This window comes from Chamaesiphon minutus PCC 6605, assembly GCF_000317145.1.
GTDB lineage: Bacteria > Cyanobacteriota > Cyanobacteriia > Cyanobacteriales > Chamaesiphonaceae > Chamaesiphon > Chamaesiphon minutus.
Window position 1 is genome coordinate 6013579 of the sequence record NC_019697.1, and the last position, 25144, is coordinate 6038722.

The 25144-nt window shown below is 45.2% G+C and carries 27 protein-coding genes; 5 read left to right on the forward strand and 22 right to left on the reverse strand.

Annotated elements, in window-relative coordinates:
* Positions 1 to 14: 14 nt before the first annotated feature.
* The 7 genes from CHA6605_RS27520 to CHA6605_RS34675 form a co-directional block, all read right to left on the reverse strand.
* Complete coding sequence (locus tag CHA6605_RS27520) at positions 15 to 962, reverse strand: AraC family transcriptional regulator (RefSeq protein ID WP_157260121.1); 948 nt, start codon at positions 960 to 962, stop codon at positions 15 to 17.
* Positions 963 to 1177: 215 nt separating this feature from the next.
* Positions 1178 to 2344: a nucleotidyltransferase family protein gene (locus CHA6605_RS27525; RefSeq protein WP_015162635.1), complete on the reverse strand. Its 1167-nt coding sequence runs from the start codon at positions 2342 to 2344 to the stop codon at positions 1178 to 1180.
* 97 nt (positions 2345 to 2441) lie between these two features.
* Positions 2442 to 3209 (reverse strand): segregation/condensation protein A, encoded by a 768-nt coding sequence (locus CHA6605_RS27530; RefSeq protein ID WP_041550096.1) that lies wholly within the window; start codon positions 3207 to 3209, stop codon positions 2442 to 2444.
* Between the two features lie 437 nt (positions 3210 to 3646).
* Complete coding sequence (era, locus tag CHA6605_RS27535) at positions 3647 to 4681, reverse strand: GTPase Era (protein ID WP_015162637.1); 1035 nt, start codon at positions 4679 to 4681, stop codon at positions 3647 to 3649.
* Between the two features lie 272 nt (positions 4682 to 4953).
* Positions 4954 to 5700, reverse strand: coding sequence for an alpha/beta fold hydrolase (locus tag CHA6605_RS27540; protein WP_015162638.1), 747 nt, complete (start codon positions 5698 to 5700; stop codon positions 4954 to 4956).
* Complete coding sequence (locus CHA6605_RS34670) at positions 5684 to 5824, reverse strand: hypothetical protein (RefSeq protein ID WP_157260122.1); 141 nt, start codon at positions 5822 to 5824, stop codon at positions 5684 to 5686. The genes CHA6605_RS27540 and CHA6605_RS34670 overlap by 17 nt, the downstream gene beginning before the upstream one ends.
* Positions 5825 to 6441: 617 nt before the next feature.
* A complete protein-coding gene (locus tag CHA6605_RS34675) occupies positions 6442 to 6579 on the reverse strand; it encodes a hypothetical protein (RefSeq protein WP_157260123.1) in 138 nt (45 codons plus the stop codon).
* 32 nt (positions 6580 to 6611) lie between these two features.
* On the opposite strand from CHA6605_RS34675, the gene CHA6605_RS27545 reads away from it, so the two are divergent.
* A complete protein-coding gene (locus CHA6605_RS27545) occupies positions 6612 to 7514 on the forward strand; it encodes a hypothetical protein (RefSeq protein WP_051038987.1) in 903 nt (300 codons plus the stop codon).
* Between the two features lie 40 nt (positions 7515 to 7554).
* Here CHA6605_RS27545 and CHA6605_RS27550 read toward each other — a convergent pair whose 3' ends face one another.
* The 7 genes from CHA6605_RS27550 to CHA6605_RS27575 form a co-directional block, all read right to left on the reverse strand.
* Positions 7555 to 7962 (reverse strand): type II toxin-antitoxin system VapC family toxin, encoded by a 408-nt coding sequence (locus tag CHA6605_RS27550; protein WP_015162640.1) that lies wholly within the window; start codon positions 7960 to 7962, stop codon positions 7555 to 7557.
* The gene (locus tag CHA6605_RS27555) at positions 7953 to 8153 is read right to left on the reverse strand and encodes a hypothetical protein (protein WP_015162641.1); all 201 of its coding nucleotides are present in this window, start codon (positions 8151 to 8153) and stop codon (positions 7953 to 7955) included. The genes CHA6605_RS27550 and CHA6605_RS27555 overlap by 10 nt, the downstream gene beginning before the upstream one ends.
* Before the next feature lie 62 nt (positions 8154 to 8215).
* Positions 8216 to 8725, reverse strand: coding sequence for a hypothetical protein (locus CHA6605_RS27560; protein ID WP_015162642.1), 510 nt, complete (start codon positions 8723 to 8725; stop codon positions 8216 to 8218).
* Positions 8726 to 8739: 14 nt separating this feature from the next.
* The gene (locus CHA6605_RS27565) at positions 8740 to 9099 is read right to left on the reverse strand and encodes a PadR family transcriptional regulator (RefSeq protein WP_015162643.1); all 360 of its coding nucleotides are present in this window, start codon (positions 9097 to 9099) and stop codon (positions 8740 to 8742) included.
* A gap of 5 nt (positions 9100 to 9104) precedes the next feature.
* Positions 9105 to 9341, reverse strand: a complete 237-nt coding sequence (locus CHA6605_RS34680) for a bZIP transcription factor (RefSeq protein WP_015162644.1) — start codon at positions 9339 to 9341, stop codon at positions 9105 to 9107.
* A 366-nt stretch (positions 9342 to 9707) separates the two neighbouring features.
* Positions 9708 to 11417, reverse strand: coding sequence for an urease subunit alpha (ureC, locus tag CHA6605_RS27570; RefSeq protein ID WP_041548495.1), 1710 nt, complete (start codon positions 11415 to 11417; stop codon positions 9708 to 9710).
* A 78-nt stretch (positions 11418 to 11495) separates the two neighbouring features.
* Positions 11496 to 11987, reverse strand: coding sequence for a hypothetical protein (locus CHA6605_RS27575; RefSeq protein ID WP_041548496.1), 492 nt, complete (start codon positions 11985 to 11987; stop codon positions 11496 to 11498).
* Positions 11988 to 12293: 306 nt separating this feature from the next.
* On the opposite strand from CHA6605_RS27575, the gene CHA6605_RS34685 reads away from it, so the two are divergent.
* Positions 12294 to 12779, forward strand: coding sequence for a helix-turn-helix transcriptional regulator (locus tag CHA6605_RS34685; protein WP_015162646.1), 486 nt, complete (start codon positions 12294 to 12296; stop codon positions 12777 to 12779).
* A 153-nt stretch (positions 12780 to 12932) separates the two neighbouring features.
* Here CHA6605_RS34685 and CHA6605_RS32100 read toward each other — a convergent pair whose 3' ends face one another.
* Together CHA6605_RS32100 and CHA6605_RS34690 are read right to left on the reverse strand one after the other, a co-directional pair.
* Positions 12933 to 14633: a DUF3084 domain-containing protein gene (locus tag CHA6605_RS32100; RefSeq protein WP_015162647.1), complete on the reverse strand. Its 1701-nt coding sequence runs from the start codon at positions 14631 to 14633 to the stop codon at positions 12933 to 12935.
* A 457-nt stretch (positions 14634 to 15090) separates the two neighbouring features.
* On the reverse strand, positions 15091 to 15240 hold the full coding sequence (locus CHA6605_RS34690) for a hypothetical protein (protein WP_157260124.1): 150 nt from the start codon (positions 15238 to 15240) through the stop codon (positions 15091 to 15093).
* Positions 15241 to 15400: 160 nt separating this feature from the next.
* Between CHA6605_RS34690 and cdaA the strand changes: the two genes are divergently transcribed.
* The 3 genes from cdaA to CHA6605_RS27605 all read left to right on the forward strand — a co-directional run bounded on the left by cdaA (position 15401) and on the right by CHA6605_RS27605 (position 18990).
* Complete coding sequence (cdaA, locus tag CHA6605_RS27595; RefSeq protein ID WP_015162648.1) at positions 15401 to 16300, forward strand: diadenylate cyclase CdaA; 900 nt, start codon at positions 15401 to 15403, stop codon at positions 16298 to 16300.
* Between the two features lie 61 nt (positions 16301 to 16361).
* Positions 16362 to 17111, forward strand: coding sequence for an isoprenyl transferase (locus CHA6605_RS27600; protein WP_015162649.1), 750 nt, complete (start codon positions 16362 to 16364; stop codon positions 17109 to 17111).
* A 313-nt stretch (positions 17112 to 17424) separates the two neighbouring features.
* Positions 17425 to 18990, forward strand: a complete 1566-nt coding sequence (locus CHA6605_RS27605; RefSeq protein ID WP_015162650.1) for a peptide ligase PGM1-related protein — start codon at positions 17425 to 17427, stop codon at positions 18988 to 18990.
* 109 nt (positions 18991 to 19099) lie between these two features.
* Here CHA6605_RS27605 and CHA6605_RS27610 read toward each other — a convergent pair whose 3' ends face one another.
* From CHA6605_RS27610 to CHA6605_RS27640, 6 genes are all read right to left on the reverse strand, one after another.
* Entirely contained in the window at positions 19100 to 19834 is a 735-nt protein-coding gene (locus tag CHA6605_RS27610; RefSeq protein WP_015162651.1) for a DUF928 domain-containing protein, read from the reverse strand.
* Between the two features lie 136 nt (positions 19835 to 19970).
* Complete coding sequence (locus CHA6605_RS27615) at positions 19971 to 21683, reverse strand: LIC_10190 family membrane protein (protein WP_015162652.1); 1713 nt, start codon at positions 21681 to 21683, stop codon at positions 19971 to 19973.
* Positions 21684 to 21707: 24 nt separating this feature from the next.
* Positions 21708 to 22613, reverse strand: a complete 906-nt coding sequence (locus tag CHA6605_RS27625) for a glycosyltransferase family 2 protein (RefSeq protein ID WP_015162653.1) — start codon at positions 22611 to 22613, stop codon at positions 21708 to 21710.
* Between the two features lie 32 nt (positions 22614 to 22645).
* Positions 22646 to 23566, reverse strand: coding sequence for a glycosyltransferase family 2 protein (locus CHA6605_RS27630; RefSeq protein ID WP_041550105.1), 921 nt, complete (start codon positions 23564 to 23566; stop codon positions 22646 to 22648).
* Between the two features lie 43 nt (positions 23567 to 23609).
* Complete coding sequence (locus tag CHA6605_RS27635; RefSeq protein ID WP_041548499.1) at positions 23610 to 23951, reverse strand: hypothetical protein; 342 nt, start codon at positions 23949 to 23951, stop codon at positions 23610 to 23612.
* 30 nt (positions 23952 to 23981) lie between these two features.
* Complete coding sequence (locus CHA6605_RS27640; RefSeq protein WP_015157518.1) at positions 23982 to 25124, reverse strand: IS4 family transposase; 1143 nt, start codon at positions 25122 to 25124, stop codon at positions 23982 to 23984.
* Between the last annotated feature and the right edge of the window lie 20 nt (positions 25125 to 25144).

Sequence of the window (25144 nt, forward strand, 5' to 3'; positions counted from 1 at the left end):
CCTAAAACCGCGATTTAGATGCGATCGCGATATTGTTTGGGCGTGCAATGGGTGTGTTGATGAAAAATGCGGGTAAAATGACTTTGAGTTTGAAACCCGACTCGATGGGCGATCGCGACAATTGGTTGAGAGGTGGTTTTTAACAGGATTTGAGATCGGGCGATCCGCTGTTTGAGGATGTATTGATGCGGTGTGATTCCAAACGTGCGGCGAAATACCGTGGCAAAGTGATGAACGCTCAGATCGACTACTCGACTCAATCGGGCTACCGTCAGCTCCTCACCCAAATAAGCCTCGATATAATCTTTAATGCGATCGGTATCGCGCGGCGATAATATACCTCCGACAGATGCGAGCTTCGCCGTACTGTAGTTTTGGGCTAGATGTGCGGACAAGGCAATTGAGATCGAATCGGCATAGAGTCTGCCTTCTGCACCGCTACATTGCCACTCTCGATACAATGCCAATCCCATTTGGACGATTAACGGATCTCGCACCTGGATCTGCGGTACCAATTGTTTGCCAGGAGCTAGAGTCTTAGTCTGTGCTGGATGCAGAAATAGTTCTAAGAGTAATACTTCGGACTCGATGTAGACGTGTGGAAATAGCTCTGTCTGAGGGATGATGGCGACATCGCCTGCTTGATAGTCCACTGATTGCCAACCGTTGGCTGTTTTGTAGCTACAGCTAAAGTTGTCGAGCGCGATCGTTAGAAAATGAAAATTCATCGTTGCTGCGGGCATTTCCCCGCGCGGTTCCCGCTCTAAAATTAAATTCACCCCTTCCCAGCCGGATTCAAAACTACTTGCTAGGTGGAGGTGTTCGGGTTCGAGATCGGACATAGATATTTGCGCTGAAGATCGGGTGGTACGCTGCTCCGCCAGAGCGGTTGACACGGCAGGTAAAAGCTCGATCTCCATCCCGCTCCAATACTTCTTGGTTAAGAACTGCTGACGACTCAAGTCGCCGCTAGTGTTGTGAAGTCCACCTAAGCGGACTTCATATTGTTCGTCCCGATTTTAATCGGTACCTAACTTAACCGAGAAGTATTGCATCCCGCTCGATCTTTTACCTAATACTAAGGGTTTAAAGCCCCCACATTTCGGATTGTTATTAAAACGGAATTTAAATATCCGTCTTAACAACTATCAACTATCAATTATCAACTATCAACTAATTAACCGAGCTGGTTAACCTTAAAAGAACCAGCAAATACTGTGGCTGGATGTTTAATATTCTCGATCGGTTTGCGCGTATCTGTAATTAACCAATCCAATGAAGTGGCTTGGAGATCGATCGTCGCACCATCTTTATCGACACAATATCGTCCGAATACTAACTTGTCAGTTAACTCCACATCAGCAATCCGAGAATACTCAAAGATGACACTATTATTGATGTGTGCGCCACTACAAATATGGCAATTACGACCGATCATCGCTGGGCCAGTAATTTTGGCTCCATCTTCGATTTTGGTCATCCCACCAATATAAACTGGGCCAGTAATATCTACCTTGTCCCAATTAACAGCAACATTAATTCCGGTAAAAATTCCTGGTGCTACCTCAGTTCCAGGAATCGGCACATTTTTTACTTTACCCATTAAAACACTGCGAATTGCTTGCCAATAGTCGGGGACTTTGCCAATATCTACCCACTGAAAATCCATCGCGATCGCATAAAAAGGCGCACCCATTTCTACCAATTTAGGAAATAGATCGCCCCCAATATCATATTCTTCACCAGAAGGAATGTAATTGAGCACCTCTGGCTCAAAAATATAAATCCCCGTATTAATATTTGTACTCAGTGCCTCTTCTACTGTGGGTTTTTCTTGGAATGCTTGAATTCTACCGTTTTCATCGGTGACCACTACCCCATAACTGGAAACTTCATCGCGCGGTACCGATTTGGTCACGATCGTGGCGAGGGAGCCTTTTTCGCGATGCCATTTTACGGCGGCGGTGAGGTCGAGATCGATCAGTGCATCACCACATAGCACTACAAATGTATCGTCAAAGAAGGGATAAAAATCTTGAATTCGGCGCATCCCACCAGCCGAACCCAGAGCTTTTCCCTCTAATTCTCCATCCTCGCGAATCTTGCCCTCAAATGAATAGGCAATTTGGACGCCAAACCTTTGTCCATCGTGAAAATAGCTTTCAATCTCCTTGGCAAGATGGCTGACATTGACCATAATTTCAGTGAAATCATGCTGCTTGAGCAAGTCCACCAAAAACTCCATCACTGGCTTGTGTAGTATAGGAATTAAGGGTTTGGGAATAGTATAAGTAATGGGACGCACTCGGGTACCTTTCCCAGCAGCCAGAATCATTGCTTTCATATTAAATTTTGAATACTTGAACTCCCTGTCCCATCTACTGTAGCAGCGATCGATTGTTATCTGCACCACGCTATTACTCGTAATCTAGAGGAGATAGCTAGTTCATTTCTACCGATTCTTCTTGCAGTCTGCGGATGGTCAGGGTTTGATAAAAGTCTGTTTGATAGAGTTCGACCTTAGATTGGGCCGATAGTAGTAATAGTGCCCAGAATACACCTACTCGATCGTGATTTGCTCCATGTTCTTGTCCGGGGGCGGGCGGAAACTTTGCAGACCAGATATTTACTAGATCTTCAAGAGTCCAACAATCGGTTTCACTAGTATATGTGACTAGAAACTCGGCCACAAGTGCCGCCATTTCGGTTAAATTCTCATCGTGAGCCAGTCCGACGATGGTTTGAGTGGCTTTCTTCACCGACATCGCTTTGCTCTTGATCGAGCGACGCCGCAATGTTGGCTCGGCAATTTTATCAGCGATTTGGCTCAGTTGCAGAATCAGATCTTGGAGCGTTACCGGACGAGTTTGGGGCGGGGGCGAGGTCAGTCTGCGCCGAATGTGTCGCTCCAAGTTACGCGGTAGCCCTGTAGTCCCGATCTCTTCAAATTCGATATCTTCTTCGATAAAGTCAAAATCTTCTGTCTGAGATTGACTTTGTTCTAAACTCTGGGCTTTGAGTAACACTAGCATTGCCGCCCACAGAAAGGCTTGTCCGGATTGAGAAAGGTTGGCTTGCTTGTGCGCTAGAGTTTGATTGGCTTGGAGTGGCAGTTTGCTCAGGTGCAGATCGATCGCATCAATAACTTTGACATCCCACGGATCGATTTCGCCGCGCTGGGCGAGATCGATGAGCATGGCAATTCCCATCTGTGCGAGGGTATGGGGATCTACTTGTGGTTCGACTGAAGGAGAGAAGTTCTCCCGATGGGGGGTGGCGACCATTTAGTTGGGAGTTGGGAGTTGGGGTACGCTCTGGTTCAAACTCGAGCGTCGAGTTCAAACGGGGGAATTAAGCTCCACGATTGCGGTGTAGCTTAATTGGTAACTTTACATCAAATTCAGCATAATTAACGTTGCAAAATCGGGTATTTTATGAATTCTACCTTACGGAAATTACTACTCGATCGCATCTTGCCGAAAGTACTAGTCACCCCTCGGTTCTGACTCCCTGTCCGATCTCACTCAAATCTGGGTCGCGCTCACAAGCGCGAGACGCTCTGAACTATCGATTTAGAAGGTATCTACAATGTTGGTGCTGTTGGGTAGAGCAAAGCGAAACCCAACCTACATCATCTCCCCCCTCCCTACTCCTCCACCCGATAACCGAGTTCTGCCAACCGCAAGCCAGATTGCCGCCACTTAGGTTGCACTTTGACAAATAATTCTAAATAAACCTTACCTGCAATCAGTTTTTGCATTTGCTCTCTGGCATTAGAGCCGATTTGCTTGAGCATTTGGCCGCTTTTACCGATGAGGATGCCTTTTTGGGAGTCGCGTTCGACATAAATAGTCGCTAGGACTCGAGTAATTTTGGCATCTTCTTGGACCCGATCGATCGTAACTGCCACAGAATGCGGTAATTCTTCACGAGTGAGCAAAATGATTTGTTCGCGAATTAGTTCGCCCATGATAAACCGTTCTGGTTGGTCTGTAACCAGTTCTGGCGGGTAATAGTAAGGGCCAGTGTCGAGATTTTCGCTCAGACTAGCTTGCAGTCGATCCAATCCTGTCTCAGCAGTAGCGGAAAAGTTGACTACCTGCCAGTTATGAGTTTGGGCGAGTTCGAGATAGCTAGCATCGATGGCTTCCAAGTGAGAGCGGCTCAAATCTGTCCGCAAATCGATTTTGTTGATTCCCAGAATAATCGGCACCTGGACATTGATTAGCAACTCAGCGATAAACCGATCTCCACCGCCAGCAATCTCCGTGCCATCAACTACAAACAATACGACATCTACCGCCCCGATCGCGCTTTGAGCGTTTTTCACCAAGACTTCGCCGAGTTTGTGATGGGGTTTGTGAATCCCAGGGGTATCGACAAAGATCATTTGCGCCGTATCGGTGGTAAGGATGCCCTGTAAGCGGTTGCGAGTCGTTTGAGGGACTGGGGAGACGATCGCAATTTTTTGACCGATTAGTTGGTTCATCAGCGTCGATTTACCCACATTCGGTCTGCCAATAATCCCGACAAATCCCGATCGAAATCCCTCCGGTGCAGCCGGAATCAATCCTAAACCTAAATCCTGTGCTGGATTCGTGACACTATCTTGTTGAGCTGCTAGGTACGCTTCAACTACGGATCGATCGTTTGGGGTTACTGGCTCGGCTCGCTCGGTCATTGGCTTCTCGCTGGTGATTCTCCTTTCGATCTTACCGCAGCGATCGCGCATACTGGCTCTGTCGAGGTAATGCTTCACCAAAGGCAGTGGGCAGTGCTTCGGCACCACGCCAACGCAAAGCGCAGCCTCAGCAGACGCTTTGCGCTTCCGACTTGGCTTTGCAACTGAGGGCAAAAGGCACACAGGCAGCGATTCGCGCCTGCATTTGTGCCCCAACGCTTAAGCGCGAGCCAGACAGAAAGTAGAAGATCGAACACAGATGTCCAGATAGCTTAATTAAACTCTACTTTCATCGGTTGATGAAATACAATTGCTGGTTCTAGCTTTTGCCAAAAATTTTGGATGTGATAACTGACCAATTCCGAATGAATGTGATGAAAGAAATGTCCCCCGGTTGAGACTCGCCAGATTTCATCTACTGGTTTAAAGTAATTAATCCATTTGGATAAAGCAGATGACTTAATAACAGGATCGGATTGACAAGCACATATCATCAACGGCATATCCACACCGCCTGCTGGTAAAAGAGTAGATTGAAATAGTGAATGACTCGATGGAGCTTCGACTAAATCTCGCTCCATTCGCTCGACTAAATCGCACACATGACGAGCTGAAGTACCTGGAAACAGATCCGTAGAAATTGATTTTAAAATATGCGCTCGACTATACGGTAAAGACCACAATCGATCGTAATAATAAGAATGCCAATTAATTCCCGGTCTTACGGCAACGCTCAATAGGGTTAATGAGGCAACTCGAGCGGGATACAGGCGCGCGTACACTAACGCAATCGTTCCACTGATGCCATGTCCGATGAGATGCACTGGCTCGGCTAGCTCGGCTATGTAGTCGTGTAATAATTTAACGGCTCCATCAATGGAACTACTTTCATCTAGAGTTTGTTGGTATTCCCATAGCTCGACTTTGACGACTTGAGATAGATGATTGATGAGGCGGCGATGGAAATACTTGAGACTAGGACTAGCACTAATCCAGAGAAATTTAGGCCGATTTGTCATTATACTTATTATTTGAAAAATGTCCGACTGTCTCACCGCCGCGTGCGGAGATTTTGGCTGCTAAAATCTCGATCGAGATCTTGTCGATCGACCGATCGCCAAGTTTATTCTGAACTATTCTCACAATACATTCCGTTTTACCAGTCCGATCGTCAAAAAACAGTTCAATTGTGACATATTAGTCATTCTAATTAATAAATATTTAATAAGTTAGCGCGTTTTATCTGAATACTCAATCCCGATGCGGCGACACGAGCGTCGTCAGCCAAAATTGCTCCAGCTTCAATTCGGCTCATCTTCACCGCCGAGTTCGTAAGTAAAACCAAAATAGGTCATGCACCACCACCAAGTAAAATTAACCCAATTCATCAGTGTCTATCCTTAATATGTGTTCGATGTATTAATGTTTAACATCCCCGCGCCACCATCGAGTCCGACAAGATCGCTCGCGATCGTTACAGGACTTGTTAGCGTCGATTCGCTACTTACTCCCAATTCGATCGCCTATTCACTAAATAACTATTTATGTCAATAATTTTTAGCAATCTCAACCGCAAAACTGAATTACTGCCAACCGAGCGGGACAATTAATTCCTGTAGGCAGATCGGCTTGCTGAAATGGTAGTCAGGACTTTTAGATCTAGACCTCACGACTGCCTAAATTTTGGCGATCGCCAGATCTCAATCCGATTTAGCTTATTGACTATTAATTTCAACAAGCTCTAAAAAATTCTATCACAACTATTGAGAATAACTATCATTTACTTGAAGTAAAGTTTTATGAAGTTCGCGCCATTGCGCCGATGAAATTCTGCCAGCTAAAATTTGGACGCCAAATTTTGACTCGATTCCCGATCCAAAACTCAAAATATCTGGCACTGGATTGAGAATTCCTAGCTAATATGGGTAACATGAGAAAGGAGTACTTACTCGCCGATATCGCGCTCACACCGAATCATATGCGAAGCGACTTAAATGCGACGGAAACGAATATCGAGGGAAGAGGCTACGCCAACGATCTTCGCCTAGACGAACGCTTAGCCAAATTTGCCGAATCGCCGCAAACTGGAGTCTGGAACCATTTAGACAAATGGCAACTAATCGAGGATGTTCGCGATAGGCTTACTAATCCTTACCAAATCCAACAGGGAGAACAGCCTTTTTGCGGCCCTGCTGCGGTAGTATTTGAACTAATTCGCAAACAACCCGATCGCTATATCGATATCTGTCAAAGCTTGTACGAGTATGGGAGTTTTGATGGCTACACCAAAAAAATTGTCGCCTCTGGCAGGTTGTGCCGCAGTTATGGCAACCTGAGAATGCCGCAGGTTGATTGGATGCTACTGGCAACCCTCCGCGATTGTGCCAATAAAATCGTGCCCGTGCATCCCAAAGCTCCCAGACTGCTCCGCGAACTCGGTGGCATCACCAAGCCCTGGGAAATCAATGGTTGGGTACGAGAACTATTAGGTTATTCCCAGACAAAATCTCATCCAACACCTCTATCTGGCGAATTTCGCGCGCTGCAAGAAGCCGATAATACGATTAAAGCTGGTGGTGTAGCGTTCGGGTTGATCAATTCGCAAGGTTTGCTCGGCAACAACTCATTTATCGCGTCCCGATTTCATCGGGTTTTTCCCAATCATTGGGTGACAATTTTGGGTAATATCTCGATCGAAGCTCCGACTAAAATCACTAAAAATAAGCAAAGTCGAGTCCAATTCGATATGTATTCCTGGGGTCGCAAAATTCACGTCAATACCGACGCATCGACGATTAAAGATTTTTTCTGGGGAGTCGCAGTAGGAAGTTAAAGGGCGACACTATTTAGATTATTTATAAAACTACCTCAATCTAGGGTTGCTTTCGATTGGGAATTACTTGAATTAGCCCAGTTTGAAAAGCCTCATCATAAGTGATAACAGGCATATGCTCAATTTCGGCTTGTGCCATTATCATTCTGTCAAAAGGATCGCGATGAGCGATAGGCAAGCTGCCAGCTCTGAGTGCATGAGCCGAGGTAATGGCAAGTTCGATAAATTTGGCTCGATGCAATATCTGTGAATATTCTTCGACAATCTGTTTGGCTTCGGGAAGTTTACCGATGCGATATTTAGTTGCAATTTCCCATGCAGAAACGCTACTGACTATAATACGATGAGCGGGATTACGAATGATATCTTGGCATTCGGCGTTGAGTTTGGGATCGTTAAATAGCCACCACAGCAGGATATGGGTATCGATGAGATAGTTTACTCCCATTGCTGGAGTTCCTCTTCTGGTAGTGGCTCAAAGAAAGCATCTCCTAGTTTTCCTGTTAGTAAGCCAGGGCTGCGCGGTTGTGCCTGTTCTTGACCTAAACCCAGACGAAAATAGTGAATCAAATCGTAAATTTCTGCAAGTTTATCTTCAGGAATATCTTGCAGTTCTTGGTATATTTTTTGAATGAGCATATATTTAATTATTTAATCAGTGATGTTCGATCCGATCGGTGGCATTGATTTTTTAAGAGAAATTACTTGTACATTAATTGAGATTTTACCCAAGATAAAATCCTAAGTAATTGCATCCAAGATTTTAGCCTACCCCAATGTAAAGCAATTAGAGAAATCATTGTCTTGTTTTGAATTTGTTTTTTTGGCAACCCCAATTTACTCCATCCATATTTTTGCTCGCTAACAAATCCTCTCCATTCCTCATCTATTCCTGCTTCAAGCAATTTAATAATGATAAAGCCTCTCCATTCTTCATCTATTCCTATTTCAAGTAATTTAAAAAAATGATTTGATATAGGAATACTGAATGTAGAAGAAACAAATAATATTACAGGAATATTAAATGATATGTTTCTCAACAAAGCTATTGCTTTATAATTTAACAATGTTATAGCTCTTGATTTTAATAATGATATATTCCTGTCCAGATTCGATAACGACATGTTTTCAAATGACAAGTCATCAAATAAAGGACTAAATGTCTCGAACTCATTTTTAAAAGCTGTAATAAGATCGTCAATAAAAGCCATGTTTTTATTTTTATCTATGTATTAGCAAATATTGGACTCAATGACAATTGTTGACGATACTGTTGTGTTGCTATCAAGGCTTGCTCACCATCGGCAGAGATTGCATAGTAACGTCTTCTGGCACCACCAGATTCTTCGCCTAGAGCTTCCTCCCCCCAACGAGCAGTAACTAAACCTTGTTGCTCCATTCGTTTGAGTGCGGGATACAAACTACCCACGCCAATTTCTCTGCGATTGGTTTCTTTATTAGCCTTATTAATTCGATTGAGAATATCTAATCCATAGACACCCTGAGAGTGTCCCCAAATTACGGTCAAGATATCTTCTTCTGTAGCGGATAGGATTATTACTCCTCCGTCTTGTTTCTTTGCCATATTAGTTACTTTGCTTTGCTAGCTGATACACCGACTGAATTGGCTTTTTGAGCAGAATGAGAATCGAGTGCATTTTGCCCAAACCAGACCAATACTGCTGCAATCACCGCAATACCGATTCCTCGCAGCCATACATCTCTCGACTCTAACTGCTGTTTCATGTGCTCGATCTCTTTCTCTAGCACCGCGATCTTGGTTTGGAGACTACTAACGTCTTTTCCTAGTATATCTATTTCTTGCACGATATGTACCTGTTAACCAACTATACTACTTTAGTAAGATTATTGCATAACTATCATACTTTTGCAATAATATTGTCAAAAACTATTCTACCTTCTAACCAAAATCATGCAAACCCATCTGCCGCAAGGAGACGCTCTCTCTGCGACATATGCGCCTCTGCGGTTAAAATAATGCGATGATTACTTGCTTTGCTCAAATACCGCCCTGAACTATAAGTTCTGGATAATAGCAAAAGTTCATTGAAATGAACTCTTGGAGAATCATGCAGTCCTCTTCACTTCGTGACGCTTTGCGAACAGAGGGCTTTGGCTATTAGCCCCGAATTCATTCGCGGGCGGTTCGAGACTAAGCAACTCAAATCTTTACTAGAATAAGAAATAACGCTGCGCCATCGGTAAAACAGTTGCAGGCTCACAAGTAAGTAACTCTCCATCGGCTCTTACCTCATAAGTTTCGGGATTGACTTCGATCCGAGGTAACGCATCATTTAACTTCATATCCCGCTTGCTAACTTGACGAGTTCCCGATACCGCTAGTACCTGTTTTTGCAACTGTAATTGTTGTGCTAGCTCTCGTTCCATTGCTACTTGAGACAGAAACGTAAAAGCAGTATTAGTTCTTGCACCACCATAACTGCCAAACATTGGGCGCATGTGGACGGGTTGGGGTGTGGGAATACTGGCATTGGCATCGCCCATCTGCGCCCAGGCTATCAGCCCACCTTTAATTACTGTCTCTGGTTTGATGCCAAAAAATGCAGGTTTCCACAAACATAAATCGGCAATCTTACCAGACTCGATCGAACCCACATAATTAGAGATACCATGAGTAATTGCGGGGTTGATTGTATATTTAGCAATATAGCGTTTGGCACGTAAATTATCGGCTGGTTGACTATCTTGAGGTAAACCACCGCGTTGGACTTTCATTTTGTGGGCGGTTTGCCACGTCCGAATAATTGTTTCGCCAATTCGCCCCATCGCCTGGGAATCGGAAGAAATCATACTAAATGCGCCCAAATCGTGGAGAATATCTTCAGCGGCGATCGTTTCGCGGCGAATTCTCGACTCGGCAAAGGCAACATCTTCGGGAATACTGGGACTGAGATGGTGACACACCATCAACATATCCAAATGTTCGTCGAGGGTATTGAGCGTGTAGGGACGAGTGGGATTGGTAGAAGAGGGCAAGACATTGGCTTCGCCACAGACGCGGATGATATCTGGGGCGTGTCCGCCGCCCGCGCCTTCGGTATGATAGGTGTGAATCGTTCTACCTTTAAAAGCACCGATCGTGGTTTCGACAAATCCGGCTTCGTTGAGGGTATCGGTGTGAATTGCCACTTGGACATCATATTCATCCGCGACGCTCAGACAAGTATCGATCGTGGCGGGTGTAGTTCCCCAATCTTCATGCAATTTTAACCCGATCGCACCTGCTTGGACTTGCTCGACTAAACCTTGCGGCTGAGAGCTATTGCCCTTGCCCAACAAGCCGATATTCATCGGAAAAGCATCCACCGCCTGCAACATCCGGTACATATTCCAGACGCCAGGAGTACAGGTAGTAGCATGAGTTCCGGCTGCTGGCCCCGTACCGCCACCAATCATGGTGGTAATACCGGACGCGATCGCCACTTCAATCTGTTGAGGGCAGATAAAATGAATGTGGGTATCGATACCCCCCGCCGTCAAAATCGACCCCTCCCCGGCGATAATTTCGGTGCCTGGGCCGATAATTATATCGACGTTATCTTGAATATAAGGATTTCCGGCTTTGCCGACTTTGTAAATCTTGCCATCCTTAATGCCGACATCAGCTTTGACGATGCCCCACCAATCCAGAATCACGGCATTGGTAATCACCAAATCTACTGCACCATCAGCATTAGAAATCGGCGATTGTCCCATTCCATCCCGAATTACCTTGCCGCCGCCAAATTTAACTTCATCCCCATAAGTCGTAAAATCGCGCTCGATTTCGATGAATAATTCGGTATCTGCAAGGCGGACGCGATCGCCTGTAGTCGGCCCGTAGGTTTGAGCGTAGGCGCGGCGATCCATTCGATAACTCATAATTTAACCAGGGGATTACATACGGGTAACAATCGGGATTTTACTCGAAAAGGAGCGATCGGCGTACCGGAGTTAACACTATGACACTTGCTTCGATCTCGATTTGGGTGTAGTTTTGCGCGGACGCGATTTTTTAGGCACGACTGTCTCCGCTTGGGCGGGGGCTGCTTGCGGCTCTGTAGCTGTTGAAAGTGGGGGCGTCTGTGCGGGCAGAACTGGCTCTGGTGTTTTAACTTCTGGGAGTTTTGCCTGTTGTGTGGGGATAACTGGCTCTATTGCTTTAACTTCTGCGAGTTGTACCTGTTGTGAGGGGAGAGCTAGATCTGGTGCTTTAACTTCTGCGAGGTTTACCTGCGCCACGGGGAGGACTGGCTCTGGTGTTTTCATCTCTTCGAGTTTGACCTGTTGTGCGGGGATGAATGACAATTTGTGTTGGTAATTAGAAGCTACAGCTAATACTACGCCCAAAACTAAATAAACGGGAAGGGGTAAATCGATCGCTTGAATCGATTGATATAATTGGGCGATCGCTAACAGAATGAAGAAGATCGCAATCCAAAATTGAGCCATATATTTAGAATTTGGGGTGACTGAATCGTATCGCTGTCTGTGAGAGGGAATAGTGGATAGTGGATAGTGGATAGTGGATCGAGAGTGATTGTCTATTTTTTGCTCTAGAAAGAAAGTGTTGGGCGGGGAGCGTCGATATTTGTGCGAACGGTATCCGAACCAATCTCAATTGTCAAGGGTGGAAAAACGGACATCACCTAGTGACAAAAAGAAAGAGTCTATCTATAAAAATATCGTATTTATGACATTCATGATTTTTGGATAAAGATGATAAGCTGTTATGCGACGAGTTAGGAAACCTTAACTTTGGCAATTGTCGAAATAACCCCCGATTTCTCTAGTTTAACAACTGTCGATCGACTCCTAGAGTTGCTCGACGATCGACCGGACGGCATCACAATTAAGGAATTATCCGATACCTTAAACCGTCCGATCTCCATGCTCCAAATTTGTCTGAAAATTGCGATTGCTAGCCGAAAAGTAGCTGTCAAACAGCGCGAATTTGGTGGGCAATTAGCAAAAGTGTATGTCTTGAGAACAGCGGCGACTCAACCGCAGCATCAGCTTCGGCGCACAGCCGCTCCTAGTTATAGTAGCGTAACACCGATGCACTTGCGGGAAGTAGCTGGATTGACAAAAGTACAACTGGCGATCGAATTGGGCTTGAGTGTCAGAACGATTAATGACTGGGAGCAAAAACGCTCTCAGCCAAGATTAGTTCCCTCTCAACTCAAACAGATGATGTCCGTGTATCAATGTACTCTCGACGAACTAATTGCGGCATTTGAGTAGGTAACGCAAGTTACTAGTCGATAATTGTTAGTGAGTATAGAGGGTAGATGGTAGAAATTTGTTACAAAGTACTAGCTTTTTCCCGCTTACTACTTACTACTCCCTACTCCCTACTCTCTAAATTCACAAATAACTTATAACTAGTAACTTGAGCTATGTATTAAATAATACCTTTCTACCCGACATCGCTTGTAATTTAATTATTGGCGGCCCCAATGTATAAGTATCCCGCTCGACGATCGCCCCGATTTCGAGTGGGGATTTTTGTTTTTTGATGCGGTCTAAAAATTGGACGTAGGTAGCCAATTGTCCGTCGCCGATCTGGGGTCGATCTTCCAAAATTCCCGCCCGTCTGGCGCGTAGTTGAGCGGTGACGATTAAAATATTTAATTGCTGGCGAATTTGTTCTTCATTCATCTTAGTCGGATCGATACTGATTTCGGCAATTTGCTCGTTACGAGCGAATAATTGACGATCGGGAGTAGCATCGATAAATACCTGAATATTGCGATCTCCGACGACATAATTACCTAGCGAAAAAATCCGCACCACATAATTCTGACGTCCGCTTATTTGTTTTTTGAGTTGAGTAAGTCGCTCTGGCGTAATTTCCAGAATTTTTGGCTGGCGTTGACTCAGCCTCTCAGAATGAGCATCTTTGGTGTTGGGATTGGTGGCTTGTAAGGCATTGCGATTGGCTTGAGCCAGTAAACTATCGATTTGCTGGGATACAGTTTCAGTACTGTTGCTTTTGATAATAGTACTGGCAAGAACTTGATTGCGGAGAATGCCAACATTTCCTTGCCGAATTTTCTGATATTCTCGTTCGATGTTATTAACTTCTCGTTCGAGCGAAGCCAATCCTTGCTGATTAATTTTAATTTGCAACTCGATTTTTTTCAGTTGTCTATCTCTGAGCTTTAATTCCATCGTCCGAGTTTGAAATTCTCGCTCTAGCTGCTGATGCTGCTTATCTTTTTCTTTGAGCTGTGCTTGGCGCACGGCAAGTTTGGCATCGAGCTGTTCGATTTGAGTCTTGAGATTGAACAGTTCTGTTTGCTGGACTTGCAGTTGGGCTTCGAGATTGCTCGATCGAGCCAACCGTTGTTCGAGATTTTGACTTAATTTTTTATCACTATTTTCATAATCTTGCAAGCTTTTAATTTGACTGATGAGATTGGGATTGGGAGTAGGTCGTTCGAGTCGCTGTTGCAGTTGAGATTTTCGCTTATTATTAATTGCAATTTGCTGTTTTAACGGTACAACTTCGCTGTCTAAATATTTAATTTGTTGTTTGAGTTCTAAAACTTGCTCGTAAATCACTTGCTGTTGCGTTTTGAGATCGCGGCGTTGGCGAGAGATTTCTGTCACCTCCTGTACTAGCTCGTTACGTTCTGTGGAGACAGATTGGAGTTGCTGTTGGGTATTCTTAAAATTTTGGGTAGCAACCGATTGTTTGAGCAACTCATCTTTGAGCGAGTTATTGATGCCAGAGAGCAAATTTTTGGCTTCCGACTGCTCGTTCCGAGCAACTTCTAGTTCTCGCTGCACGCGATCTTTTTGTTCGAGGGCGCGCGCGAGATTTTCTTTGGTATCGGAGAGTTTGCGCTGGATCTTTTGAAGATCGAATACGCCCATGCGGAGTTGTTCGCTAGCTCCAAAAATCAGTGTGAGTACGGAGGCCGAGATCAGTGTGCCAGTAACGATCGTTACCAATGTCGCGGTTTGACGCGGACGTAATTTAAATAGCGATAGTCTAGCTTTACCAACCCGCGTGCCAATTCGGTCGCCAGAAACTGCGACGATCCCGCCCAAAATCAAAATTGCCCCGATCAGGATATAGCCGCTGGTCATAAAATCTAATTAATAGTCTTGGGGGTGATTTTTGTGGTGGGAGAGGGGAAGAGGGGGAGATGGGAGCGTTAGCTTTTCTGGAAACCCACGGGTTTAGCGGATCGGGATCGAGAAACTGCGACGATCCCACCCAAAATTAAAATTGCCCCGCTCGGGATATAGCCGCTGGTCATAGAATCTAGTTAGTGGTCTTGGAGGTGAGTTTTTGGTGAGCGGGAGAGGGGGAGAGAGGGATCGTTAGCTCGTCGGCAAAACCAACGGTTTAACGATGGAAACCCAGCGGTTTAACGATCGAGATAGAGAGAAAAGACAGCGGGGAGCGCGGGGACGATACCAGAACTGGTGTTGTCTGGTAACAAGCAAAGAACTGGTCACTAACCAGCTTTAAAGCGTTAGTGACACGATCCGAGATTGGGGTGCGATCCCCACTGCAAGCAGGGGTAACCGATAGCTCAAATTAGTGTGAAGTCGTGCTAGCGCGTAGCATCTGACGATCGGAACTCATCAGCGGATTCCGGTACGGGCTGACAGATCGATCGTCTTGTAGCAGGCTACAAACCCGATTTTTAGTTAAGGTTTGTGCGATCGATTGTGAGGGGATTGACATTTATGATATCACAGTCAATCTTCACAGCGGAGACGGTAGCGATCGACTAGCTAAAGTTTAACCGATTGCCAATTGCAAATAAATATTACCGTAGATTGATTGTCGATCTGCTCCAATGTGCCATAGAATCTAGGGATTGGTTGTAGTGGATTAGTTGCCAATGACTTTGGGTCTGGGGTTTGATTCCCACTTTACTGCATCCTGGTTACGCCAAAGTTTAGACCTAGGATTAGTAATTGCCCTCACTTTTCTGGTGTTATTGGCGGTCAGAGATCGTCGAACATTGTGGATGGTAAGAGGGCTAATTGTGTTGATAGTGGCTGCCGCGCTCGGTCAACAGTTGCAATTTCAGTTATTAAGCTTCGTACTCGACAAGCTGGTTGTCGGCGCGGCACTAGCGATGTCCGTTGTTTTTCAGTCCGAATTTCGCCGCTTTTTGGAGCAATTAGGACGGGGGCATTTACTACCTTCGTTCCGCCAAACTCGCCGGACGAGCGAAACTACAGATCGATCGCTCGATCGGATTGTCGAGGCAGTCAAGGAGTTATCGCAACAACGGATCGGTGCGTTGATGATCCTCGAAACCAACGAGATGATGGACGAGCGAGATTTTGCCGTGCCGGGGGTAAAATTAGATGCCGAGCTATCGAAGGAACTGATCCAAACTATTTTTCAAACTACGACTTTACTACACGATGGTGCGGTATTTATTCGCGGCGATCGAGTGGTATCGGCAGGTGTCATTTTACCATTATCCGATCGAACTGCTTCTCGGCAGCTAGGAACTAGGCATCGAGCGGCAATGGGAATTACCGAGCGGACGAACAATTGCGTGTGTATCGTCGTCTCTGAAGAAACGGGATCGATTTCGCTAGCTGAGGCGGGAATGCTCGATCGACCCCTGACTAGCAGTAAACTGAAAGAGCTATTAGAAACCCGGTTTGCCCCGATTAGCGAACGCGAATCAGTCGCACCGAGTTTGTTTAGCTTCGGGCGTAAATTCAGTCTCCGCGTGATTAAGCTATGCCGTCGCCTGCTACAATTGCCGGAAAACAAATGAACTATGAATGCACCCCTGCTCGCAATTCATAATTCATAATTTATAATCCACAACTCCTCAGATGACTTCCAAAACAACCAGTCTCATCGAACTACCTGCCGATTTAGATTGTACTCAGTTACCACAACATGTAGCCGCGATCATGGATGGGAATGGCAGATGGGCGAAACAGCGGGGATTTCCCCGGATGATGGGGCACAAACGCGGTGCGGATGCGCTCCGAGATCTGTTGCGGTGCTGCAAAGATTGGGGGATCGGTGCGCTGACTGTTTATGCCTTCTCGACCGAAAATTGGGGCAGATCGATGGAGGAAGTCGATTTTTTGATGACTCTATTTGAAAATCTATTTCAGTTGGAGTTAGCTGAAATGGTAGCGGAAGAAGTTAAATTAGAAGTTGTCGGCGATTTAGCCAATCTTCCGCCATCGCTATACGATGCGATCGATCGGGCAAAAACCGCTACCCAAGACAATCAAGGCGTGCGCTTTACCGTTGCGATCAATTATGGCGGCAGACAAGAAATCGTCCGTGCCTGTCAGGCAATTGCCACTCAGGTGCAGCAAGGACTGATTAAGGCGATCGAGATCGACGAACACTTACTCTCAAAACACTTACACACTGCCGATCTCCCCGATCCCGATCTCTTGATTCGGACTAGCGGCGAAATGCGGATTAGTAACTTTTTGTTGTGGCAGTTGGCTTACGCCGAAATCTATGTTACCGATACATTATGGCCAGATTTTGACAGACGCGCATTTCACAAAGCACTGCTTAACTATCAACAACGTCATCGGCGGTTTGGTAAGGCTTAGGTTTTAGGCTTTAGGTTTTAGGCTTTAGGCTTTAGGCTTTAGGCTTTAGGCTTTAGGCTTTAGGTTTTAGGCTTTAGGTCTTGTGGGACAGTGTTCCATCCATTACCCATTACCCATTACCCATTACCCATTTATTCATCCACTCGATCGGGACTTAAGGATTTTCAGGATTAGGTTATCTGTGCTAACCAGTGTCTTCTATTTCCTCTCTCCTATCCCTGATCCCCTAAAGCCTAACGCCTATCCTCTCCTAACGCCTAACGCCTAACGCCTAAACCCCCCCATCCACCCCTACCCCCCACCGGAGATCCTGATGCAGGATTGTGATGAGTCTCGATCGAAGCATGATGAATTTCAACAATTGCAGTCCCGCTTAAAAAATTTGTGGGATAGTTTTGACGCTCAATTCGATAGCGACTGTGATATTTTAGTAGTACCTTCGCTGAGTTTAGATCGAGACGAATTAGTCAAAGTTGAAGGGTGTATTCATTACGAAGAACGGTTGTTATTTTCGCTGATGCGGTTGTCGAATCCGCGCACGCGGCTGATTTATGTTACTTCAGTACCATTGTCGCCGATGGCGATCGATTATTATTTACAACTGTTGCCAGGAATTCCGTTTTCGCACGCGCGCGAGCGATTGTTATTATTTTCTACTGACGATCGATCTCTACAACCGCTCAGTCAAAAAATGCTCGATCGTCCGCGTTTACTCGAACGAATCGCACGCGCTTTAAGACCCGATCGATCGGTGATGATTTGCTACAATTCTACGGCGGTCGAACGAGATTTGGCCGTGAAACTGGACGTACCACTCTACGCGCTCGATCCAGATTTATTATACTGGGGGACAAAAGCAGGCAGTCGGCAGATTTTCGCAGAATGTGGGCTACCCCATCCCGATGGCAGCCAGTTAGTATTTAACGATCGCGATTTGGCACAGGTGGCGGCAGAACTCTGGGAGCGACAACCGCATCTGCTCCGGATGGTAGTCAAGTTAAACGAGGGTTTTTCGGGCGAAGGTAATGCCATTCTCGATTTGCGTCCGTTGGGCAAGCCGAATAGTCCGATCGACCGAGTGCAAGCGATTTCCCAAGCTTTTGAAAATCTCAGCTTTCAGGGAGCAAACGAAACCTGGGCTAATTTTAAGGCTAAAATCGGCCATCTAGGCGCGATCGTCGAAGCTTTCGTTGAAGGGGAAGGAAAACAATCTCCCAGCGTGCAGGGGTGCATTACACCCATGGGTACGGTGGAAATTCTCTCTACCCACGATCAGATTTTGGGCGGCCCCGACGGTCAAATCTTTTTAGGCTGTCAATTTCCAGCGGCTGAAGGCTATCGTCGTCAATTACAAGATTTAGGCTTGGCAGTGGGTAAAAATCTCGCAGCTAAAGGCGCGATCGAACGGTTTGGGGTAGATTTTATGGCCGTACCAAATTCCGATGGTAGTTGGGAGTTAGAAGCGATTGAAATTAACCTTCGCAAAGGGGGGACTACTCATCCATTTATGACGCTAAAATTTCTGACCAATGGTTATTATCAACTAGAGTCAGGATTATTTTATAGTCAACAAGGTAAGCCAAAGTATTATGTTGCTTCGGACAATCTTCATAAGCCCCAATATCGCGGTTTATTACCTAACGATCTGATGGATATTATCGCGCATCATCGGTTGCATTTCGATACTAGTACCGAAACAGGAACTGTTTTTCATTTACTGGGTTCGCTATCGGAGTTTGGTAAAATTGGGTTGACAAGTATCGGTAATTCACTAGCCGAAGCTCAAGATATTTATCAAAAAGTCGAGGAAGTTTTAGACAAAGAAACTCGATCGATCGACAGTCAATCGACACTACCGATCGCTTGGAAATGTCGGTAAGTTAATTGAGAATTGATAATTATCGAAAAAGAACGACAGATGGATCGAGCGACTTCATATACAGTAAGACTTTCTCAATCCGCAATCCCCAATCCCCAATCTCCAAAGTTTAAGGCAGAGGATCGTTAACTACCGTGCCTAGATCGGCAGATTTGAGGAGAGTTTGCCACTGTGCTGCAACTTGAGGATTTGTCGGTTGCAGGCGGCGCAAATTGACTAATTCTGTTAGTGCATCTTGCCAAATTTCGGCTTCGGCATAAATTTCGGGCTTGGTTGCTGTGGATGAAGAGGCGGAAACAGCCTCTAGTTTGGCAGTTAAGGCGGCATCGGGGGCAACGCGCCGAATAATGCTATTAGTAACGAGATTGACGGCTTCTTCGGAGTCGTTGCTGCACTGGATGCTTGACGACCAGCGATAATCGCGATCGATTTCTAGTGGCGGCAATATGCCAGTCGCGGGTAAGCTTAGTGCAATTATTCGGCGTTTGCCAGCGAGTTGAAATTTAGCTTGATAAACTGTTTTATTCCCATCCTTCAAGGTAAATTCTAGAGGGACGGGACTATTTGTTGGTATAGCGGGTACTCTCAGATAAAAAGTGGGATAAGCGGTAGTTGTCACGGCAATCCCCTCTAGTGGCGTCAGCGCGATGGGAAGATCGGTTACACAATTTCCCCGCGTTGCTGCGGCTTCGCGACGGACTGGCGATCCTAGTGATGGTACTTTATAGCGTTTGGCAGCCCACCGTGCGGGAATACCATTGGCGATCGCTTCAGTTGAGATAATATTTGTAGCAAAACTGGCTACTAAGGCGATCGCCAGTCCCCAGCGATAATTTTTCCACATAAAAAGTTAATTTATTTAATTTATAGTAACCGCCAGAGTTTCGATCCTAGCTACTATATAGATGAATCAGTTGTACTGCATGATGTTCCAGAAATGTCTGCGATTGAAATCGTGGTTTGGCAATTGCTCTGGACATTTAACTACGAACAAAGCCCGCTTTAATCCCCTGGCTGGGGTCTCGCAGTTTAACTTGGGTGGGATCGTATGCACATGGCAATTCATTCGTCCAGCAGCCACGATTTTTACCGTCAACAGGTGACAAATAAATAACATCATTTACTTGATGCTCAACGGTGGTAAATCGATCGATTGCTGGCGGCAAAATCAGCATCAGATAATTCGATCGAACTTGGAGCGTCGTGGCGATTGCCACAATCAATAGTAGGAAGATCGCCACGGGTGTGGTGCGCTCGATCGATACTTTAGCCCCGATTGGATTGGTAGAAAACCGAGTGTGACAATACGTTGCTACCGCGAAGCCAGGTAACAGGAATAAGTAAGGCACCATGAACCGATTTAGGGGAGACGTCAGTAGGAAAAAACTGATTCCCACACAGGCAATTTCGATCTGCCAGATCGAAGTGAGTCGATCGATCGCACTGAGCTGCCGAGTTTTTAGCAAATAAATCGCACAACCCGCTGAAATTGCCATCGTGAGCGAGCTTGCCTTTTTACCAGAATTTTTGAGCCAATGTTGAAATGCCCACAGCCAGGGATGAATGCCCGCTGGTGGCTTGCCATACCAGTCAATCCAGTGATGGGTATCATTGGCGATCCGGAGATCGCCTCTAACTGTCCACGGTAAGTCTAGGCAAAAGGCAGTAGATGGATAGAGCGGACAGCCAGATGTGACTAGATTTGACAACAACAATGGCGTTAGTAGTAGGGTTGCCGCCGCAGCAATCGCCATCCGCTGGATAATGTGGGGATTGTATCCGGCTCGAATTAGGAACCACAGTCCAGTTACAAATAGTAGAGGTAGAGTAGTGAGCTTGATTGAGACAGCTCCAACTGCCAAAAACAGAGGCACGATCTGCCGAGATAGCGTGAATCGCTCCGTGATATCTTCGGTTTCGATGACTAAAATTGTCCAGGCGACGACCGCCACCATTAGCACTGCGGCAATATCGGGTGAGGGCGAAACTAAAATATCGGGCATGACACTAATCCGGATCGTCATAAATAACAACAGGCAACTGTCATAAATTACAACAAACCAATCACTCAGCCGTCCCTGTTGACGGATTAATCGCCAGCCACAGAGTGCCACATGTAGGACGACTAGCAAGAACACAAATCCATTGGCAGTCGCACCAGTCCGATCGATCGACCAATCAGGATTGAGCGGTGCAGAAAAGGCAAACCAGGCAGAAGTAAAGCCCAAGTTGGCAAATAGTAAAGCTAATCCTGGTACTGTCCCAAAATTGCTCAGCCAGCGGAGCAAACTGTAGTGATAAAGTCCCGAATCATACCATTGTACAGGCTGAGCATATCGTGTGGCGATCGCGATCGCCACACCTAAATACACCAAAATTTGCGTCCTTGAAATCTGGCGATACAATGCAAATATTTCTAATCGAGTCGATCGCGATCGCAGTGATATTAATAACAAAATGCTGAAAACAAGGCAGCCGATTGACGGTGATAACGGTATGAATAAAGCAATTGCTAGTAGCCCAATCGAGATCGCCAGCATTCCCAACCAGGTGGAGATAATCACGCGATCGCCCAATCTGGAAAACGGACTATTTTCTCGTGAAATCTTAATTTCTAATAGATTTAGCAATCCTAATCCACAGCTATAGCACCCAATTAGTAGCAACGTCCAAACTGAGATAAAATACAGCATATTAATAATAGTTGAACGAGTTAATCAGGTGAGATTTGATACTTGCGGTCCAGCGGCTCGCCGCTCGTAAAAGAAACCGAGCACATTAGCTATCTGGGATAAAAACATTAATACACTTAAATAGATTGCCTGAGGGAGTGAAACCTTGAGCAGCGGATAAGTTAGTAATTTAAAATAGAACGATAGTGGCTCGACGGCAATCGGAGATCGCTTGCGTTGGGCGCGGGCTTGATGAAAACAAAATGCGCCGCGTCCATAGTTAAAATGTTGTCGCCAAAATGTTAACAAAGTTAATTGATGGGCGTGATAAACTTGCGCCTGTGGCGCATAAACCAACTTACCGCCGCGATCCAACCACCGATCGCAAAACTCGCGATCTTCACCTGCTGCGAGGGGAAAGTTAGTATCAAAACCCGCGATCGATCTAAATTTTTCTACAGGTAATGCGAAGTTATTAGAGGCGAAAAAGTTAACCGTTGCTTTGCCATGATTATAGTATTCGTAGAGATAATCGATGAGAAGTTGACTGGCTGTGGAATAAACATTTTCTGATAGTGCATTAATTGTTTGTCCGCCGATTAATGCCTGAGCATTCGATGCAAACTGAGTCGCCAAAATAGACAGCCAATTAGCTGTCGGTAAGCAATCATCATCTGTAAAAACAATAAATTTTCCTGTAGCGATCGCGGCTCCAGCATTCCGCGCACTGGCAGGGCCAGCATTTTCTTGGCGCAATAGTTTCAGATCTAGATCGGGTTTAAATGGAGCGACGATCGGATCGAGGGGCATCTCACTACCATCATCGACAACAATTACTTCAAAATTTTCTCGCGAGTATTCAATTTTAGCGATCGCTTCCAAGCAGGTGCGAAGTCGATCGGGACGATTGTAAGTGGGGATGACAATTGAGAACAGTAGATTTTCAGCCATAATAACTCAGATATTTAATTCATTGCTTCAGGTTAATATCTAGCAGAGGTTCCACCAAATTTCAGTCGTATTTTTTCCCGTCCACTGACATAGCGAACGAAAATAATCGCTCTGGAAACTTGGATTTTTTGGTAGTAATTTTTCAATCGATCGTCCTTCCAAATCATCATGATAAACATTACAGGTGGAATCAAATCGGCAATCACGCTATTTAAATATAGGAAGTTTTGTTTTAGAGCAGAAGCTGCTACCAGATTAATCAGATCGTATTGTCCTCCAGCCATCCGAATAGTCCGCAGATAGAGTTCGTCAAATGAATATCGAGCTGGATGTTTGACACACACATCTGCGGCATAAATCTGTCGATATCCGCTGGTATGAACTCGTTGCCCCCATTCTAAATCGCCTCTAGATTTTAAACTTGAATTAAACCGCCCAACTTTTTCAAAGATCTCTCGAAATGTAAACATATTTGCTGTGGCACCAAAGTGGTGCTGCTCGACCAATTTCTGTTGGGGAAAAGCTGTTAAATACTCATACAATTCGACAGCAGTTGGGCGATCTGGATCTTTGCAGAAAATTTCAATTTTGCCAGCCACCAATCCACAATTTGGCGATGATAGTAAATGTTTCACCCCTTGTTCGATCCAATTCTGGCTCGGAATACAATCCGCATCTGTAAAAGCGATAATACTCCCTGTGGCGATCGAGATTCCGTGATTTCGAGCGGCATAAGAGCCTGGAGTCTGCTCTACAGTGGCGATCGCGCGAAATCCAGCCACGACACCAGCAATGTCGAACTCCCGATCGGAACCATTATCCACCACGATCGTCTCATACAAATGCTGTGGATAAGTTTGTCGATCTAAAGCTGTCAAGCAAATTTTCAGTCGCTCGACATCATTGAAGACGGGAATAATAACTGAGACAAATGGAGACTGAATGTGAGCCATTTGGATTTGGGATTGGGGATTTTGAATTATGCCCACAGTGAGATTAGCGAGAGGGCAATCGATCTCGGATGGCGGTGCGGAATTGAGTCCGTTCTTGGGGGGTAAATTCGCCACTGAGCAACAGTCCTAGCAAAATGACCGTAGAGATCGCCAGCAGTTTTAGCAATACCCAGTGAGGCGGCAAACTGATACTGCTGAGTCCGTAAGCGCAACCACACATCACGATCGCCCGCAACAGCGATCGCCACGGCGGGAGAATGCCCCAGAGTCGATAGATCGTCAGCACCGAAGCAATCGCCCCACCACTTGCAACTGTAGTCGCCACGATCGCCGCACCGATCGATCCCCAGCGCGGAATTAATATCAGATGACCGACGATCGCCAATGGTACTAAGCTGTCGGGGCGACTTGTCGCCTATAACGCTGATAGGATAAGTCTCATAGCTCTCAAGCCTTGTTGATAATTAGGTAGTTTATGTGGGGACAAAGACATTAATTCAACAACAACCTGCCAATTACTAGATGTTGAATCGACCCATGATTCACCCCAGAGTCCAATATAGAAAGTGCTATGTCTAGCATATTTTCGGTGATGTTCTGTTTTTCTGCCGAGATATTCTTGAACTTGCTTTGATTTGATATCTATCCCTTGGATGATACTCTTCAAGTATGCTAGTGATAGCAAAATCAATAATTTGCTCAATCGTTCGCCCGTTAAATTAGTCTTTTCTAAGTTATATCCTCCGCCCTTAAAGTCTCGAAACATCTCCTCAATTCCAAATCTTTTAGCATAGGTATCAACTGCTGCTTGTAGATCTGCCAAGCTGGTCAGAATATACCAAGGCTCTTTTGTGGTAATATTTCGATATTTACCTAGCCATTTACCTGCTAGGTTAAATCCTTCAACTGGTGCAGTTTTTCTAATTGTTACTTCTTGATTAAAAAAGCTATTTCCTGGCTCTAATCCTAGCCTTTTCAGTTCAGTCCACAATTCCTCTTCAGTCTTGATACAAACATTCTTTTTCAGTCGTAAACAGAAATCTATTTTCTGCTCTCTAAGCCAGTTCGCAAGAGTAACACTACAAAATTCACGATCTCCCAGTACCAACAAGCTATAATCTGATAGGGCAGCGAATACTGGGGTTAATACTAATTGTTGGTTTTCCAATGTACTGTTCCCTTGTTTATCAAGCATTTGCCAATAAATAGGAATTGCTCTCTTTCGCCAAATCATACTGACCATCAAAATATTGTTTGATTGCCATTTGGTTCGATCTATTGCTAAATATATAATATTATTCTGTTTGACATTGCCTTTAATCCAAGCAATCACTAGTGATAACCAAACATTATCTAAATCCCATTCATCATTTGATAAAAATCTCTGGACTTTTTTTCTTCTGCTTTCAAATTTAATTGGCATCGCTAGTTTTGTTGCGATGCTTTCTAGCGTGACTTCTTTAATAGATTGCACTACTTGAATCAATAAAATTGTCAATAAGTAGTTACCGCGTGTGAATTTTTCTGACAAATGGGCATGATACAATTCTGGTAACATTTAATTGTTTTTTGGGTAAG

Coding starts and splice junctions, on each gene's coding strand:
- CHA6605_RS27525 (WP_015162635.1), bottom strand. CDS start 2,344: ATGAAAGCAATGATTCTGGCTGCTGGGAAAGGTACCCGAGTGCGTCCC.
- CHA6605_RS27530 (WP_041550096.1), bottom strand. CDS start 3,209: ATGGGAATTGCCATGCTCATCGATCTCGCCCAGCGCGGCGAAATCGAT.
- era (WP_015162637.1), bottom strand. CDS start 4,681: ATGACCGAGCGAGCCGAGCCAGTAACCCCAAACGATCGATCCGTAGTT.
- CHA6605_RS27540 (WP_015162638.1), bottom strand. CDS start 5,700: ATGACAAATCGGCCTAAATTTCTCTGGATTAGTGCTAGTCCTAGTCTC.
- CHA6605_RS27545 (WP_051038987.1), top strand. CDS start 6,612: ATGAGAAAGGAGTACTTACTCGCCGATATCGCGCTCACACCGAATCAT.
- CHA6605_RS27550 (WP_015162640.1), bottom strand. CDS start 7,962: ATGGGAGTAAACTATCTCATCGATACCCATATCCTGCTGTGGTGGCTA.
- CHA6605_RS27555 (WP_015162641.1), bottom strand. CDS start 8,153: ATGCTCATTCAAAAAATATACCAAGAACTGCAAGATATTCCTGAAGAT.
- CHA6605_RS27560 (WP_015162642.1), bottom strand. CDS start 8,725: ATGGCTTTTATTGACGATCTTATTACAGCTTTTAAAAATGAGTTCGAG.
- CHA6605_RS27565 (WP_015162643.1), bottom strand. CDS start 9,099: ATGGCAAAGAAACAAGACGGAGGAGTAATAATCCTATCCGCTACAGAA.
- ureC (WP_041548495.1), bottom strand. CDS start 11,417: ATGAGTTATCGAATGGATCGCCGCGCCTACGCTCAAACCTACGGGCCG.
- CHA6605_RS27575 (WP_041548496.1), bottom strand. CDS start 11,987: ATGGCTCAATTTTGGATTGCGATCTTCTTCATTCTGTTAGCGATCGCC.
- CHA6605_RS32100 (WP_015162647.1), bottom strand. CDS start 14,633: ATGACCAGCGGCTATATCCTGATCGGGGCAATTTTGATTTTGGGCGGG.
- CHA6605_RS34690 (WP_157260124.1), bottom strand. CDS start 15,240: ATGTCAATCCCCTCACAATCGATCGCACAAACCTTAACTAAAAATCGG.
- cdaA (WP_015162648.1), top strand. CDS start 15,401: ATGACTTTGGGTCTGGGGTTTGATTCCCACTTTACTGCATCCTGGTTA.
- CHA6605_RS27600 (WP_015162649.1), top strand. CDS start 16,362: ATGACTTCCAAAACAACCAGTCTCATCGAACTACCTGCCGATTTAGAT.
- CHA6605_RS27605 (WP_015162650.1), top strand. CDS start 17,425: ATGCAGGATTGTGATGAGTCTCGATCGAAGCATGATGAATTTCAACAA.
- CHA6605_RS27610 (WP_015162651.1), bottom strand. CDS start 19,834: ATGTGGAAAAATTATCGCTGGGGACTGGCGATCGCCTTAGTAGCCAGT.
- CHA6605_RS27615 (WP_015162652.1), bottom strand. CDS start 21,683: ATGCTGTATTTTATCTCAGTTTGGACGTTGCTACTAATTGGGTGCTAT.
- CHA6605_RS27625 (WP_015162653.1), bottom strand. CDS start 22,613: ATGGCTGAAAATCTACTGTTCTCAATTGTCATCCCCACTTACAATCGT.
- CHA6605_RS27630 (WP_041550105.1), bottom strand. CDS start 23,566: ATGGCTCACATTCAGTCTCCATTTGTCTCAGTTATTATTCCCGTCTTC.
- CHA6605_RS27640 (WP_015157518.1), bottom strand. CDS start 25,124: ATGTTACCAGAATTGTATCATGCCCATTTGTCAGAAAAATTCACACGC.